The sequence below is a fragment of the Microbacterium ureisolvens genome (genome assembly GCF_015278315.1).
Lineage (GTDB): Bacteria > Actinomycetota > Actinomycetes > Actinomycetales > Microbacteriaceae > Microbacterium > Microbacterium ureisolvens.
On record NZ_JADIJE010000004.1, the window covers coordinates 264,823 to 278,076 of the forward strand.

Here is a 13,254-nt window from a genome sequence, read left to right on the forward strand (position 1 = left end):
CTCGACGACGCGCGCTCAGCCGAGCAGCAGCGTCACGAGGATCAGCACCGGCACGCAGCCGATCGTGGTGAGGAAGACGGTGTCGCGCGAGATGGTCTCGCCGACGTCGTAGCGCTGGGAGTAGTTGAAGACGTTCTGAGCGGTGGGGAGAGCGGCGAGCACGGTGACGATGAGCACGTCGTGCGCCGACAGGCCGAACACGAACTCGGCGACCGCCCAGGCGATCACCGGCATGGCGACGAGTTTCAGGGTCGTCGCCAGGACGATGTCACGCCGGCGGCCCGACGCGCCGAGCACGCGCTGCCCGTGCAGCGAGATGCCGTAGGCGATCAGGAGGATCGGCACGCAGGCGTTCGCGATGAGCATCGCCGGCTCCATCACGATGGGCGGCAGCTCGATGCCCAGCACGGAGACGAGCGTTCCGAGCACTGAGCCGAGGACGATCGGGTTGGTGGCGACGCGGGCCACGGCACGCCAGAGCGAGGCGCGCGCGGTGGTCACGGCATCCAGGATCGCCATCGTGATGGGCGTGAACACCAGCAGCTGCATCAGGATCACGGGTGCCGGGTACGCAGCGCTGCCGAGCAGGTACAGCGACAGCGGGATGCCGATGTTGTTGGAGTTGACCTGGCCCGCGCTGAGGGCGCCGATCACGGTCTCGCCGGCCGAGCGCCGCCAGATCAGCCGCGCCACGAGCGCGTACGCGGCGATCACGACGACGGCGGCGATCGCCGACACCGGCAGGAGAGCGGAGAAGAGCGTCCGCACGTCGGCCTGCGCGAGCACCACGAACAGCAGGAACGGCGACAGCACGAAGAACGTGAGGCGCGCCAGCACGGGTTTCGCGTGCTCGCCCAGCAGATCGATGCGGCCGAGGATCCATCCCACGAGGATCGCGACGCCCACCACGACGAACCCGGTGAGCGACTCCAGCATGCTTCGAGCCTAGGAAATCGTTTGCTTGCGGGCCAATCCTGCGTCGCCGTCTGACAGACTGGCACGCGCCGAACAAAGGAGAACGGATGCCTGAACCTCGCGACCGCGCCACGCGCAAGTCCGATCTCATCGCGGCGCTGACCGCACCGGCAGCCGACGTGTGGGTAGCCACCGCCTCGGCCGATGCCGCGCCGTATCTGGTGCCGTTGTCGCTGGCGTGGACGGACGACCGCGCGGTCATCGCCGTCGAGGCCGGCTCCGTCACGGCTCGCAACCTCGCCGGCTCCGGCGCTGCGCGCCTGGCCGTCGGGCCCACCCGCGACGTCGCGCTCCTCGACGTCGTGCTGGAGCGGTCCGCGGGCGTCGACGAGGACGCGGCACTCGGAGCGGCCTACGCCGCGCAGGCGGACTGGGACCCGCGGGGTCTCGCCGGCTACGTGTTCCTCGTGCTGCGACCGACGCGGATCCAGGCGTGGCGCGAGTCGAACGAGCTGTCCGGGCGCGTGCTCATGCGTGACGGCGCTTGGCTGGTCTGAATGGCGCCGACGGATGCCGCAGCGCGAGCGCACGGAATGACAGCGGTGTAAGACGCGTGAGTCATCGGGTTGACTCCGGACGTCACGACGCGTCGCCTGAACGGCACTCTGCCGACGCCGTCAACGGATGTTCTTTCGCAGCGCCTTCTCAGAACCCGGAAGGGGCTGTAGAGAAGGGGTTCGGCCTCAGACCGCTCCGGTGGAGAACACCGCCGATAATGCACATTATGTCAGCTAGAGTTTCGGCCAGCTGCGGGATCCGCGTTCGCTGCTGTCCCCTGTCCGGAGTGCGCAGTGCGACGCGACGCGTGGCTTCGACGCGGAGCAGCGCCTACACGAGGAAGCAGTACACCCCCGTTGCGACGCAGATCACCAGCATCCCTGTCGCGTTGACGAAGAGATTGCGGCCGAAGTCGCGTGCACGGATGTGCATCGCGATCGCCACCACGAAGTAGGCGACGAGGCACACCGACGTCAGTGCGGCGAGTCCGGGGATCCAGATGCCGGCCACCAGTCCCCCGGCGGCGGCGAACTTGATCGGCGGCATGATCCACCACAGCCGCCGGGGCCAGCCGACGTCCTCGAAGCAGCGGGCGATGAAGCGCGCGGGCTTCAGGCACAGCAGGCCGTCGCCGAGCGAGATCGCCGCGAGAAGGACGACGGGCCAGACCGGATCCGGCAGGAGTGTCATGCTCGCAACGTACCATACGGTTTGGTATGGTGGCCATATGTCGCGACAACGGTGGATCGACGAAGGGCTTGCCGTCCTCGCCGAGGAAGGCGTCTCCGCGGTGCGCATCGATCGCATCGCGCCGCGGGTCGGCCTCAGCAAGGGTTCGTTCTTCCATCACTTCGCCAATGCGGCTGCGTACCGCTCCGCGCTGCTCGACGAGTGGCGCGCCCGCGCCGTCGAACAGTTGGCCCAGGCGCCCGAGGTGTCCGAGCTCGCAGCCCTGGTGGCGGCGGGCGACGATGTGGTCGACGTGCGCCTCGAGCGCGCGATCCGAGCGTGGGCTCAGCACGACCCCACTGCGGCGGCGGCGCTGGAGCAGGTCGACGGCGAGCGGCTGTCCGCGCTCAGACGGGCCTGGGCGGCGCGCGTGACGGACCCGGAGCGGGCACGGGCGGCGGCCCTGCTCCCCCACCTCGTGGTGATCGGTGCGACCGTGGCCCGTCCTGCCACGAGCCAGGAGGACCTCGCTGCGGTGTTCCAGCTGCTCGCCGAGCTCATCCCGGCGGTGGGCGGCGCCGACGGCGGCTGAGGCGTCGCCCGGGCGATCCCTGCGAGCCCTGCCTCGTCGCGGCACGGCTGCTCTGGCAGACTGCCGGGATGCCGCACACCGACGCCCTCGCCCGCCTGTGGCCCGCCTCCGCCGTGCGGGTGCGAGCGGGCGCCCTCGAACTCCGCTGGATCGACGACGACCTGCTCGTGGAGCTGGCAGAGCTCGCCGGTCGCGGCATCCATGATCCCGAAGCGATGCCCTTCGAGCATCCGTGGTCGCGGGGCACGGCCGACGAGGTCGCGCGCAGCGTCCTCACGTACCAGTGGAGCCACCGCGGATCGATCTCACCCGTGGCGTTCACCCTCGAACTGGCGGTGATCCGCGCGGGCATGCCCGTCGGAGTGCAGGGCCTGACGGCCCAGGATTGGCCGGTGCTCCGCCGCGTCACCACCGGATCCTGGCTGGGTCGCGAGCATCAGGGACGCGGAACGGGGACGCGCATGAGGATTCTGGCCCTGCATCTCGCGTTCGAGGGCCTCGGTGCGCGCGAGGCGACCTCGGGGGCATTCGTCGACAACGGTCCCTCGAACGCGGTCTCCAGACGCCTGGGCTACGAGCCTGACGGGGCCTTCTTCGTCGCCCGCGAGGGCGTCGCTGTGCTGCACAACCGCTGGACGATGTCGCGCGAGAGGTGGGACGCCGTCCGCGCCGATCACCGCAAGCGCCTCGGCGCCGAGATCGACCTTCACGGCGTCGATGGACTGCGCTCTCAGCTCGACATGGCACCGGAGTAGCCCGTAGACGCCGTCGACCGCGGGCGCCGAAGCGCCCGCGGTCGAAAAGGTCGGTCAGAGTCCGGCGGCGTCGTCCGTCGAGGCCGTGCTGCGACGGGTGACCTGCTCGCCCGCCGCGGGGTCGACGGCCGTGCGCGTGACGGAATCCGACCGGCGGCGGCGCGCCAACAGGATGATGCCGACGATGAAGATGACGGCTCCTGCGCCCATCAGGATGTAGCCGATCATGTCGAGGTTGACCCATTCGACCTCTACGTTCACCGCGAACGCGAGGATCGCTCCGATGGCGAAGAGGGCGATGCCTGCTCCGATACTCATGCGAGGTGTCCTTTCCGGGGCGCGGCCACTAGCCCTCCCCTGTTTCGGGACGAATGGTCCCGCGCCTACGCTTCCGCATCCGGTCGCCTCCTCGGGAGGGGCTTGACAGCGGGCGGATGCCTCCTCCCGGAGATCACCGTGATCAGAGGGCTGTTCGGCGGTGCGAGAAGACGCCGGCGGGCGGCATCCGTCGCGGTGACTACTGTGGAATGGTGCACAGTCTGTCCCGTCCCCGCGCGGCGGGGCCGGGACTGCGTGCGTGGGTGATCTGGACCGTCGGCGTCGCCGCCTACGTGCTGGCCATCACGAACCGCTCCTCGCTGAGCGCGGTCGGTGTCGATGCGGCGGCCCGGTTCGATGCCGACGCGGCGACGCTGTCGCTGTTCGCGGTCGTGCAGCTCGCGGTCTACGGCGGGATGCAGATCCCGATCGGGGTGCTGCTGGACCGGTACGGAGCCAGGCCGATCATGACGGTGGGCATGCTGCTGATGGCGGTCGGGCAGCTGACCATGGCGCTCTCCCCCAGCGTCGGCGTCGCGATCCTCGCCCGCATGCTGCTGGGCGCCGGTGACGCCGCCGTCTTCCCCGGCGTGCTGCGGCTCATCGCGACCTGGTTCCCCGCGCAGCGCGGGCCCCTCATGGTGCAGTTCACGGGCATCGTGGGCCAGGCCGGTCAGCTTGTCGCGCTGATCCCGCTGGCGGCGCTCCTGCATGCCACGTCCTGGACGATCACCTTCGGCAGCATCGCCGGCCTCGGCGTGCTCTTCGCCATCCTGGTGTTCCTGCTGATCCGCAACCACCCTCCGGACCGCGACGAAGACGTGTCGGTCGACACTGACACCGGCGCCATCCGCGTCGTCACGTCGGCCGTCGACACCGGGGTCGGGATCCGCGCGGCGTGGGCGCATCCGGGAACGCGGCTCGCGTTCTGGTCGCACTTCACCACGCCCTTCGCGGGGACGGCGTTCGTCCTGCTGTGGGGCATGCCGTTCCTCACCGCCGGCGAGGGTCGCACGACGGCGGAGGCCGCCTCGATCATGTCGCTCTACGTGGTTGTGGGCATGGCGCTCGGCCCCATCATGGGCGAGCTGTCGCGGCGCATCCCGCACCTGCGGTCGCGAGCCCTCGTGCTGCCGACCGTGGGCGTGCAGGCACTCGCGTGGCTCGTCGTCATCGCTTATCCCGAGCCGGCGCCGCTGTGGCTGCTGCTCGTGCTGGCGGTGGCGCTGGCGACGGGCGGACCCGCGTCGATGATCGCCTTCGACCACGCACGGACCCACAACCCCACGCACCGCCTCAGCACGGCCACCGGCGTCACCAACGCCGGCGGGTTCCTGGCGGCGCTGCTGGCCATCCTGCTGATCGGCCTCGCCCTCGACCTGCAGGGTGCGGGCACGCCCGACACGTACAACCTCGACGCCTTCCGCATCGCGTTCCTCCTGCAGGTGCCGCTGTGGGCCCTGGGAAGCATCTTCATCGTGATCGAGCGCAAGCGCACGCGCATCCGGCTCGGGATGGACCCGCCGCGCACTCGCCGCCGTCGGCAGCGCTGACACGCGACTCGGATGCCCGCGATCCCCGGCTCGCGCGCGGAGCGGACGGACTCGCCGCATCCCGCTGGTCCGGTGGGGTCTCAGAGTCAGTACTGTGGCGCTAACCCGGCTGGCCCAGCCCTTCGAAAGGACGGCCATGAGCGATCCCCTCGTCGTCGCGCAGGAGGTGCGTGACGCCGTCGCCGCCGGCGATCCCGTGCTCGCCCTCGAATCCACGATCTTCACGCACGGGCTGCCCAGGCCGCGCAACCTCGACGTCGCTCTCGAGGCTGAGGCGCGGGTGCGCGCGCTGGGTGTCGTGCCCGCGACGATCGGCGTGGTCGAAGGTCGACCCACCGTCGGTCTGACGCCCGACCAGATCGAGACGCTCTCGACAGCGGAGGGCGTGGTCAAGGCGAGCGTGCGCGATGTGCCTGTCGCCGCCGTGAAGGGGCTCAGCGCCGGGACGACGGTGGCCGCCACGGCGCACCTGGCGGCACGGGCCGGCGTGAAGGTGTTCTCGACCGGTGGACTGGGCGGAGTGCACCGCGGGGCGCCTCATACCTTCGACGAGTCGGCCGATCTCCCGACGCTGGCGGGGCTGCCGCTGGTGATCGTGAGCGCCGGGGTCAAGTCGATCCTCGACATCCCTCTCACGCTGGAGCGACTGGAGACCCTGAACCTCGCCGTCGTGGGGTACCGCACCACGGACTACCCCGCGTTCTACGTGTCCGACTCCGGCCACGACCTGGAGTATTCGGTCGACTCCCCCGCCGAGATCGCCGAGATCGTGCGCATGCGAGACGGGCTGGGGATCACCTCCACGCTGCTCGTCGCGAAGCCGGTGGCACAGGCGCGGCAGCTCGATCCGGCCCTTCACGACGACGTCCTGGCCCGTGCGCTCGCCGCGGCCGACGCGCAGGGCGTGTCGGGGCACGACACCACGCCCTTCCTCCTCGACTTCCTGCAGCGCGAGACCGGCGGGCGCAGCCTCGACGTCAACGTCGAGGTGTATCGCGGCAACGTGGATCTCGGCGCCCGCATCGCGCGGGCGCTCGCGGACGCCTGATGCTCGTCGTGATCGGCGATCTGGTCGCCGACCTGATCGTCCTCGGCGGCGCGTCGCTGGAACGCGGCACCGACAACCCCGCCGAGGTGCGCCTCACGCGGGGCGGGAGTGCTGCGAACGTGGCGGTCGCCGCCGCCGCGCGGCATCCGGTCCGCTTCATCGGCCGGGTCGGCGACGACACGCTCGGCCGCACGCTCGTCAGTGAGCTCGAGGCGGCGGGCGTCGACGCGCGGGTGCAGCGGGATGGTCGCACCGGGTCGATCGTCGTGCTCGTGGATGCCGTCGGCGAGCGCACCATGATCACCGATCGTGGTGCGGCGGCGGAGCTCGACGCGATCGATCCGGAGTGGATGGACGGCGCGGACTGGGTGCACCTGCCGCTCTACGGTTTCGAGACCCCGCTCTCACGGAAGGCGGTGACGGATGCCGCGACCCGCGCCGCCGCGCGCGGCGCCCGGGTGAGCCTCGATCTGTCGAGCGTGGCGACACTGCGAGAGCTCGAAGCGCAGCACCTGCGGACGCTGCTGGCGGACCTCCGGCCGGACGTGGTGTTCGCGAACGAGGACGAGGCGCGCACCGCGGCCGCCCTCGGCATCACCCCCGGCGGCGTGTACGTGGTCAAGCGCGGTGCGGAGCCCGTGGTCGTGTCGGCCGACGGTGAGTCGGTCGAGGTGGCCGTCGATCGGGTCGACGACGTGCAGGACTCCACGGGTGCCGGCGATGCCTTCGCCGCCGGGTACATCGTCGCGGCCCTGGCCGGCGCCGGCCCGACCGAGAGCGCCCGGGCCGGCAGCGTGCTCGCGATGCAGGCGCTGCGCCGCCCGGGCGCTCTGTCAGGGTGAGGACGGGCTCCGGTCAGGCGCTCTGGAGCTGTTCCAGCACCCGCTCGATGTCGTCGATGAACGCGTTGTAGCCGGCGATCGTGGCCGCGACCTGCTCGTCGGTGAAGTCGCTGCGGTCCTGGCGGATCGTGAGCACCGTGCCGTCTGCGGACTCCTCCAGGTCGAACAGGACGGGCAGCCCCGTGTCGTCTCCGGGCTGGTCGGTGAGACTCATGGCGATGTGGGAGGGCGGCTCGACGACGCGATACTCCCCCGACCAGTCGATGCGGTTGCCGTCGGGCAGGATCATCACCGCCCGGAAGGCCCCGCCGGGGCGGACGTCCATCGTGAGGCTCTCCTGCGGCACCTCGACGGCGGCGGTGCCGAACCAGACGGCGAAGTGCTCGGGCTTGGTGATGGCCTCGAACACGAGCTCGCGCGGCGCGCGCAGGGTGCGGGTCACGGTGAAGTACTCAGTCATGGTCGTTCTCCTTGTCAGGTACGGCGGGCGCGTCGCCCGCCGACGGGTCGTGCGGCGGTATGCCCAGCTGCTGCAGGGCGTTGAGGTACTGATCGAGGGCGCCGAGGCTGTCTTCCCAGAACCGTGCGTAGTCGCCGATCCAGTCGGATGCCGCGGCCAGCGGTCGCGCGTCGAGCCGGGCCGGCCGGTACTGTGCGTTCCGCCCCCGGGTGACGAGCCCCGCCCCCTCGAGCACCCGGAGGTGCTTCGACACGGCCGCGAACGTCATGTCGAACGGCTCGGCGAGCTCCCCCACCGTCGCCTCCCCCTCCGCGAGCCGCGCGAGCATGGCGCGGCGGGTGGGATCGGCGAGGGCCGCGAAGGTACGACTCAGTGTGTCGGTCATTCTCACCTCCTTGTTCAACCAATCAGTACAATACCGAGAGGTTGAACAAGTGTCAACGGCGATGTCGGCGACCCGCGCTAGCGTGGCGGCATGCCCCGGGTGATCTTCTACACCGCGACCACGTTGAACGGTTTCCTCGCCGACGACCACGACTCCCTCGACTGGCTGTTCGCCGCACCGGGCGGAGAGGGCGGCGACGCGGATTTCCAGCGTTTCCTCGCGGGCATCGGCGTTCTCGTGCAGGGATCATCGACCTATCGCTGGGTGCTCGAGCACGAGGACCTCGTCGCCCACCCCGAGAAGTGGCCGGCCTATTACGGCAATCGGCCCACGTGGGTGTTCAGCAGCCGCGCGCAGCCGGTGGTGCCCGGTGTCGACATCCGGTTCGCATCTGGGGACGTGCGCGAGGCATGGCCCCAGATCCGTGAGTCCGCCGGCGATCGCGACGTCTGGATCGTGGGCGGCGGCGACCTCGCGGGGCAGTTCGCCGACGCGGGCCTGCTGGACGAGATCCGCGTGTCGATCGCGCCTGCCACCCTGCCGTCCGGCAAGCCCCTGCTCCCCCGCAGCCTCGGTGCGGACCGGCTACGGCTCATCGACGCCCGGCAGGCGGGCGCCTTCGCGGAGCTGACCTACGCCGTCACCGGCCAGCAGCGGTGAGCGAGCGCTGGCGCGGCGTCCTCGCGGCCCTGACGAACCCCGACCTCCGCACGGTCCTCGCCGAGGCGATGCACGGCGCGGCCATTCCTGACGCACGACGTCGCCGGGCGATCGCACGGCTGGTCGAGCTGGGACTCGTGCGTGAGGCTGCGGACGGTGGCGTGCAGTTCGACGATGCGGCCGTGCGCGGCATCTTGAACGAGAACCCGCCGGTGAAGCGATCAGGCCCCGGACGGTTCCTCGATGCCGAGGGGCGCATAGACCGCTATCCGGCGGGGCAGACGGAGCGCGAAGAGCTGCTGCGCTGGATCGCCGACCGCACGTTCGAGGCCGGCGAGGTGCTGAGCGAGAAGGAGACGAACGAGCGGCTGGCCCTGATCACCGCCGATGTCGCCGTGCTGCGCCGCCACCTCGTCGAAGCCGGGCTGCTCGAGCGCACGCGGTCCGGATCGAAGTACGCGCGCGTGGAGTCTACGGAGCGCTGACGGCCTCAGCGCGACCCCGGCTCGAACCGCGTCCACTGGCCGAACTTCGGCTCGCGTCCGTCGCCCGACGACGTGCCCGTCAGCCGGCGTCGCACCCACGGGCCCACGTGCTCGCGGTAGTACGCCGCGCCGCGCGTTCCGGCGGCAGGCATCGGCGGCAGCGACCACCATTCGGCCGGCGGCTCCAGGCCCAGCGCGCTGAGTACGCGCGCGGCGACCCGGTGGTGGCCGCGGGCGTTCATGTGCAGGCGGTCCTCCGACCAGAAGGGCGGGGTGGCCAGCTCCGCGTCGAACCAGTTGTACGCCTGCACGACGTCGGCGCGTGATGCCAGGCGCCTCTCGACGGCGTGCGAGAGCAGATCGCCCCGGCGCTGGATCACGCGGCGCAGCGGCAGCTGTGCCGTCGGGTTCGCGCCCGACAGCACGATCAGCTGCACACCCTCCTCGTCGCACCGTCGCAGCACGCGCTCGAAGGCCGCGACGACATGCGCGACGCTCGTGCGGGGGCGGAGCATGTCGTTTCCGCCGCCGTTGAACGAGAGGTGCGTCGGCTTCAGTGCGAGCGCCGGCTCGAGCTGCTCGTCGACGATCGGCCACACGAGCTTGCCGCGGATCGCGAGGTTGGCGTACTCGATCGGCTCGCCCGCCGCATCCGCCCATCCTCGCGCCACGAGATCGGCCCAGCCGCGCACGTGCCCGTCGGGGAGCTCGTCGCCCACGCCCTCGGTGAAGGAGTCGCCGATCGCGACGTATCGAACGGATGCCACGCCCCCAGCCTAGGACGGCGTCGCCCGTCCGCCCGACACCCCTCAGCGGTCGTCGAGCGCCACGCCTCGGCGGTCGACCAGTCCCCATGCCGCCCCGGCGGCGACGGCGAAGAACGCCGCGAAGACGACGAACAGCACCGGGGCGCCGCCGGCCAGCAGCAGCGACGGCACCACGAGCGGGGCGACGATCGACGCGATTCGTCCCACCCCCGCCGCCCAGCCGCTGCCGGTCGCCCGCAGCGACGTCGGGTACATCTCCGGTGTCACCGCGTACAGGGCGCCCCACGCGCCGAGGTTGAAGAACGACAGCGCCATCCCCGCGGCGATGATCGTCCCAGGGCTCCCCGCGGTGCCGAAGAAGATGGCCGACACCGCCGAGCCGACGAGGAACACCGAGAGCGTCGCGCGCCGCCCCCACACCTCGATCAGCCACGCGGCCGCCGCGTACCCGGGCAGCTGCGCCAGGGTGATCACGAGCGTGAACCCGAAGGAGCGCACCAGGTCGTACCCCTGGGCCACCAGGATCGACGGGATCCAGATGAACGCGCCGTAGTAGGAGAAGTTCACGCAGAACCACACCAGCCAGAGGCAGGCCGTGCGCACGCGGAACTCGCGCGACCACAGCGCTCCCAACCGCTCCCGCAGCGACGTCGCCGTCGCGGGCGGCGTCGTGGGCCGGCCCGCCGCGGGCGCCGCCTCGACGCCGGCAGCATCCTCGAAGCGTCGCACGACGGATTCGGCCTGCGTGAAGCGGCCCCGCCGTTCCAGCCAGCGCGCCGACTCGGGCAGCCCCCAGCGCACGATGAGCGCGTACAGGGCGGGGATGGCCCCGAGCGCGAACGCCCACCGCCAGCCGTCGTCGGATGCCGGGATGACGAAGTAGCCGATCAGCGCGGCGAGCGTCCACCCGACGGCCCAGAACGCCTCGAGGATGACGATGAGGCGGCCGCGCATGCGAGCGGGGGCGAACTCGCTCACGTAGGTGCTCGCGACCGGCAGCTCGGCCCCGAGGCCGAGTCCGACGAGGAACCGCAGCACCAGCAGCGCCGCGAGCCCGCCGACGAGAGCGCTCGCGCCCGTCGCCAGGCCGTATACCAGGAGTGTGAGAGCGAAGACCTGTCGCCGCCCGAACCGGTCGGCGAGCAGGCCGCCGACGCTCGCGCCGACCGCCATGCCCACGAACCCGATCGACGCGATCCACGCGGTCTCGCTGGGAGCGAGGCTCCACTGGGCGGCCAGCGCGGCGATGATGAACGAGATCAGGCCGACGTCCATCGCGTCCAACGCCCAGCCGATCCCCGAACCGGTCAGCACCCGAAGATGCACGCGGGTGAACGGCAGGCGGTCGAGGCGCTCCGAGAGCGTCGACGTGGCGCGGGTTCCGGCATCCGTCATAGCGTCATGCTACGGATGCCGCGACCCTCGCGGTGCTCACGACAGCATGTCGCGCACGAGCGGGGCCACCTCGGTGCCGTACAGCTCGATCGAGCGCATCATCTTCTGGTGCGACAGCGTTCCCGTCGAGAACTTCATGTCGAAGCGCGAGGCGCCGAGCGTGCGCACCGTGTCGGCGATCTTGCGGGCCACCGTCTCGGGCGAGCCGACGTAGAGCGCCCCGCCCGGGCCGACGTCGTGCTGGAAGCGCAGGCGGTTGTAGGGCGGCCAGCCGCGCTCGCGCCCGATCGAGTTGTTCATCGCCTCGAAGCCCTCGTAGGCCTCGTCCCACGCCTGCTGGTCGGTCTCGGCGATGTGTCCGGGCGAGTGGACTCCGACGGGCAGCTCGGGCCGCTCGAAGGTCTCCAGCGACCGCCGGTAGAGCTCGGCGAACGGGCGGAAGCGCTCGGCCGGCCCGCCGATGATGGCGAGCATCAGGCCGTAGCCGTAGCGCGCGGCTCGCACGGCCGATTCCGGGGTCCCCCCGACGCCGACCCATGCCCGCAGCCCGTTCTCGGTCTTCGGGAAGACGTCAGCCTCTTCCAAGGGTGCGCGCAGCGTGCCGCTCCACGTGACGGGCTTCTCCGTGAGCAGCTGCGAGAACAGCTCGAGCTTCTCGTCGAAGAGGGGCTCGTAATCGCGCAGGTCGTAGCCGAACAGCGGGAAGGACTCGATGAACGAGCCCCGCCCGAGGATCACCTCGGCGCGGCCGCTCGAAACGGCGTCGAGGGTGGAGAACCGCTCGAACACCCTCACCGGGTCGTCGCTGGAGAGAACGGTGACCGCGGTCCCGAGGTGGATCCGCTTCGTCCGCGCTGCCGCTGCGGCGAGCACGATCTCGGGGCTCGATACCGCGAACTCGCGCCGGTGGTGCTCGCCGATCCCGAAGAACGACAGCCCCACCTGGTCGGCGAGGACCGCCTGGTCGACGACGTTGCGGATGGTCTGGGCGGCGCTGAGCAGCTCGCCCGTCGCGTCGCGGGTCACATCGCCGAAGGTGTCGAGGCCCAGCTCGATCTGGGCGGGGCCTGTGGGGGCGAGGTCTGCAGTGGTCACGATCGACTCCTTCTATTCGCCTGCATGAACCCGCGCGACGGTCGCGGCATTCCCGAAGACATCCGGACTCCGCGAGCGTAGCGTGGAGCCATGGCCCTGTTCGCAGACCGATGGGCCGCCGGGCGCGAGCTCGCCGCGCACCTCGCGCACTGGCGGGGAACGGATGCCGTGGTCCTCGGCATCCCGCGAGGCGGCGTGGTGGTCGCGGCCGCGGTGGCCGACGACCTCGGCCTCCCTCTCGACGCCGTGGTCGTGCGCAAACTCGGCGCCACGGGCCAGGAGGAGTTCGCGGTCGGTGCGATCGCGGACGGGGTGCGGATCGTCACGCCGGGCGCGGTGCGCTGGGCGGGCATGTCGCCCGGAGACCTGGACCGGGTCGAGGCGGCCGAGCGCGATGAGCTGGCGCGACGCACTGACGCGTACGGTGCCCCCATCGACGACCTGGCCGGGCGCAACGCGATCGTCGTCGACGACGGCGTCGCGACCGGTGCGAGTGCGATCGCGGCGTGCCGGGCGGTGCGCGGCCGCGGACCGTCGAAGGTGGTGCTGGCCGTCCCCGTCGCTCCGGCGCGGTGGAGCGCACCCGTCGACGCGGTGGACGAGCTCGTGTGCCCGCACCGAGAAGAGGACTTCTGGGCCGTGGGCCAGTACTACGACGACTTCGGTCAGACCAGCGACGCCGAGGTCCTGGCGCTGCTGCACCGGGACGCGGCAGGCTCAGCGACCGAGGACGGTCGCTGAGCCTGCCGGTCTCGTC

The 13,254-nt window shown here is 71.2% G+C and carries 17 protein-coding genes; 9 read left to right on the forward strand and 8 right to left on the reverse strand.

Going from position 1 to position 13,254, the window contains the following annotated elements:
- Positions 1 to 15 precede the first annotated feature (15 nt).
- On the reverse strand, positions 16 to 936 hold the full coding sequence (locus tag IM767_RS08610; RefSeq protein ID WP_109209408.1) for an AEC family transporter: 921 nt from the start codon (positions 934 to 936) through the stop codon (positions 16 to 18).
- Positions 937 to 1,022: 86 nt separating this feature from the next.
- On the opposite strand from IM767_RS08610, the gene IM767_RS08615 reads away from it, so the two are divergent.
- The gene (locus tag IM767_RS08615) at positions 1,023 to 1,472 is read left to right on the forward strand and encodes a pyridoxamine 5'-phosphate oxidase family protein (RefSeq protein WP_109209409.1); all 450 of its coding nucleotides are present in this window, start codon (positions 1,023 to 1,025) and stop codon (positions 1,470 to 1,472) included.
- Between the two features lie 331 nt (positions 1,473 to 1,803).
- Here the strand turns inward: IM767_RS08615 and IM767_RS08620 are convergent, their stop codons facing one another.
- Positions 1,804 to 2,163 carry a DoxX family protein gene (locus tag IM767_RS08620; RefSeq protein ID WP_109209519.1) on the reverse strand — a complete coding sequence of 120 codons (360 nt, stop codon included), beginning with the start codon at positions 2,161 to 2,163 and terminating at the stop codon, positions 1,804 to 1,806.
- A gap of 37 nt (positions 2,164 to 2,200) precedes the next feature.
- Between IM767_RS08620 and IM767_RS08625 the strand changes: the two genes are divergently transcribed.
- Both IM767_RS08625 and IM767_RS08630 read left to right on the forward strand, forming a co-directional pair.
- The gene (locus tag IM767_RS08625; protein ID WP_162564220.1) at positions 2,201 to 2,734 is read left to right on the forward strand and encodes a TetR/AcrR family transcriptional regulator; all 534 of its coding nucleotides are present in this window, start codon (positions 2,201 to 2,203) and stop codon (positions 2,732 to 2,734) included.
- A gap of 68 nt (positions 2,735 to 2,802) precedes the next feature.
- A complete protein-coding gene (locus tag IM767_RS08630; RefSeq protein ID WP_109209411.1) occupies positions 2,803 to 3,489 on the forward strand; it encodes a GNAT family N-acetyltransferase in 687 nt (228 codons plus the stop codon).
- A gap of 54 nt (positions 3,490 to 3,543) precedes the next feature.
- On the opposite strand, the gene IM767_RS08635 is transcribed toward IM767_RS08630, so the two are convergent.
- Positions 3,544 to 3,807: a DUF6458 family protein gene (locus IM767_RS08635; protein WP_109209412.1), complete on the reverse strand. Its 264-nt coding sequence runs from the start codon at positions 3,805 to 3,807 to the stop codon at positions 3,544 to 3,546.
- Positions 3,808 to 4,019: 212 nt separating this feature from the next.
- On the opposite strand from IM767_RS08635, the gene IM767_RS08640 reads away from it, so the two are divergent.
- The 3 genes from IM767_RS08640 (at position 4,020) to IM767_RS08650 (ending at position 7,250) form a co-directional block, all read left to right on the forward strand.
- Entirely contained in the window at positions 4,020 to 5,360 is a 1,341-nt protein-coding gene (locus IM767_RS08640; RefSeq protein ID WP_339327390.1) for an MFS transporter, read from the forward strand.
- A 136-nt stretch (positions 5,361 to 5,496) separates the two neighbouring features.
- Complete coding sequence (locus IM767_RS08645; protein WP_109209414.1) at positions 5,497 to 6,408, forward strand: pseudouridine-5'-phosphate glycosidase; 912 nt, start codon at positions 5,497 to 5,499, stop codon at positions 6,406 to 6,408.
- Positions 6,408 to 7,250 (forward strand): carbohydrate kinase family protein, encoded by an 843-nt coding sequence (locus IM767_RS08650; protein ID WP_109209415.1) that lies wholly within the window; start codon positions 6,408 to 6,410, stop codon positions 7,248 to 7,250. The genes IM767_RS08645 and IM767_RS08650 overlap by 1 nt, the downstream gene beginning before the upstream one ends.
- Positions 7,251 to 7,263: 13 nt before the next feature.
- On the opposite strand, the gene IM767_RS08655 is transcribed toward IM767_RS08650, so the two are convergent.
- Together IM767_RS08655 and IM767_RS08660 are read right to left on the reverse strand one after the other, a co-directional pair.
- The gene (locus IM767_RS08655; protein WP_109209416.1) at positions 7,264 to 7,710 is read right to left on the reverse strand and encodes an SRPBCC family protein; all 447 of its coding nucleotides are present in this window, start codon (positions 7,708 to 7,710) and stop codon (positions 7,264 to 7,266) included.
- Positions 7,703 to 8,095, reverse strand: a complete 393-nt coding sequence (locus tag IM767_RS08660) for an ArsR/SmtB family transcription factor (RefSeq protein WP_109209417.1) — start codon at positions 8,093 to 8,095, stop codon at positions 7,703 to 7,705. The genes IM767_RS08655 and IM767_RS08660 overlap by 8 nt, the downstream gene beginning before the upstream one ends.
- A 90-nt stretch (positions 8,096 to 8,185) precedes the next feature.
- On the opposite strand from IM767_RS08660, the gene IM767_RS08665 reads away from it, so the two are divergent.
- Both IM767_RS08665 and IM767_RS08670 read left to right on the forward strand, forming a co-directional pair.
- Entirely contained in the window at positions 8,186 to 8,755 is a 570-nt protein-coding gene (locus tag IM767_RS08665) for a dihydrofolate reductase family protein (protein WP_109209418.1), read from the forward strand.
- Positions 8,752 to 9,240: a DUF2087 domain-containing protein gene (locus IM767_RS08670; protein ID WP_239453208.1), complete on the forward strand. Its 489-nt coding sequence runs from the start codon at positions 8,752 to 8,754 to the stop codon at positions 9,238 to 9,240. Before IM767_RS08665 ends, IM767_RS08670 begins: the two co-directional genes overlap by 4 nt.
- 5 nt (positions 9,241 to 9,245) lie before the next feature.
- Here IM767_RS08670 and IM767_RS08675 read toward each other — a convergent pair whose 3' ends face one another.
- The 3 genes from IM767_RS08675 to IM767_RS08685 are packed head-to-tail and all read right to left on the reverse strand — an operon-like array spanning position 9,246 to position 12,497.
- Positions 9,246 to 10,007 carry an SGNH/GDSL hydrolase family protein gene (locus tag IM767_RS08675; RefSeq protein WP_109209419.1) on the reverse strand — a complete coding sequence of 254 codons (762 nt, stop codon included), beginning with the start codon at positions 10,005 to 10,007 and terminating at the stop codon, positions 9,246 to 9,248.
- A 42-nt stretch (positions 10,008 to 10,049) separates the two neighbouring features.
- Positions 10,050 to 11,402 carry an MFS transporter gene (locus IM767_RS08680; RefSeq protein WP_109209420.1) on the reverse strand — a complete coding sequence of 451 codons (1,353 nt, stop codon included), beginning with the start codon at positions 11,400 to 11,402 and terminating at the stop codon, positions 10,050 to 10,052.
- 36 nt (positions 11,403 to 11,438) lie between these two features.
- Positions 11,439 to 12,497: an LLM class flavin-dependent oxidoreductase gene (locus IM767_RS08685; protein ID WP_194398841.1), complete on the reverse strand. Its 1,059-nt coding sequence runs from the start codon at positions 12,495 to 12,497 to the stop codon at positions 11,439 to 11,441.
- Between the two features lie 90 nt (positions 12,498 to 12,587).
- Here IM767_RS08685 and IM767_RS08690 point away from each other — a divergent pair, with 90 nt between their 5' ends.
- Positions 12,588 to 13,238, forward strand: a complete 651-nt coding sequence (locus tag IM767_RS08690) for a phosphoribosyltransferase (protein ID WP_109209421.1) — start codon at positions 12,588 to 12,590, stop codon at positions 13,236 to 13,238.
- Positions 13,239 to 13,254 lie beyond the last annotated feature (16 nt).

Excerpts from the sequence above, each read along its gene's own strand:
- IM767_RS08610 (WP_109209408.1), bottom strand. The coding sequence starts at position 936 with ATGCTGGAGTCGCTCACCGGGTTCGTCGTGGTGGGCGTCGCGATCCTC.
- IM767_RS08615 (WP_109209409.1), top strand. The coding sequence starts at position 1,023 with ATGCCTGAACCTCGCGACCGCGCCACGCGCAAGTCCGATCTCATCGCG.
- IM767_RS08620 (WP_109209519.1), bottom strand. The coding sequence starts at position 2,163 with ATGACACTCCTGCCGGATCCGGTCTGGCCCGTCGTCCTTCTCGCGGCG.
- IM767_RS08625 (WP_162564220.1), top strand. The coding sequence starts at position 2,201 with ATGTCGCGACAACGGTGGATCGACGAAGGGCTTGCCGTCCTCGCCGAG.
- IM767_RS08630 (WP_109209411.1), top strand. The coding sequence starts at position 2,803 with ATGCCGCACACCGACGCCCTCGCCCGCCTGTGGCCCGCCTCCGCCGTG.
- IM767_RS08635 (WP_109209412.1), bottom strand. The coding sequence starts at position 3,807 with ATGAGTATCGGAGCAGGCATCGCCCTCTTCGCCATCGGAGCGATCCTC.
- IM767_RS08645 (WP_109209414.1), top strand. The coding sequence starts at position 5,497 with ATGAGCGATCCCCTCGTCGTCGCGCAGGAGGTGCGTGACGCCGTCGCC.
- IM767_RS08650 (WP_109209415.1), top strand. The coding sequence starts at position 6,408 with ATGCTCGTCGTGATCGGCGATCTGGTCGCCGACCTGATCGTCCTCGGC.
- IM767_RS08655 (WP_109209416.1), bottom strand. The coding sequence starts at position 7,710 with ATGACTGAGTACTTCACCGTGACCCGCACCCTGCGCGCGCCGCGCGAG.
- IM767_RS08660 (WP_109209417.1), bottom strand. The coding sequence starts at position 8,095 with ATGACCGACACACTGAGTCGTACCTTCGCGGCCCTCGCCGATCCCACC.
- IM767_RS08665 (WP_109209418.1), top strand. The coding sequence starts at position 8,186 with ATGCCCCGGGTGATCTTCTACACCGCGACCACGTTGAACGGTTTCCTC.
- IM767_RS08680 (WP_109209420.1), bottom strand. The coding sequence starts at position 11,402 with ATGACGGATGCCGGAACCCGCGCCACGTCGACGCTCTCGGAGCGCCTC.
- IM767_RS08690 (WP_109209421.1), top strand. The coding sequence starts at position 12,588 with ATGGCCCTGTTCGCAGACCGATGGGCCGCCGGGCGCGAGCTCGCCGCG.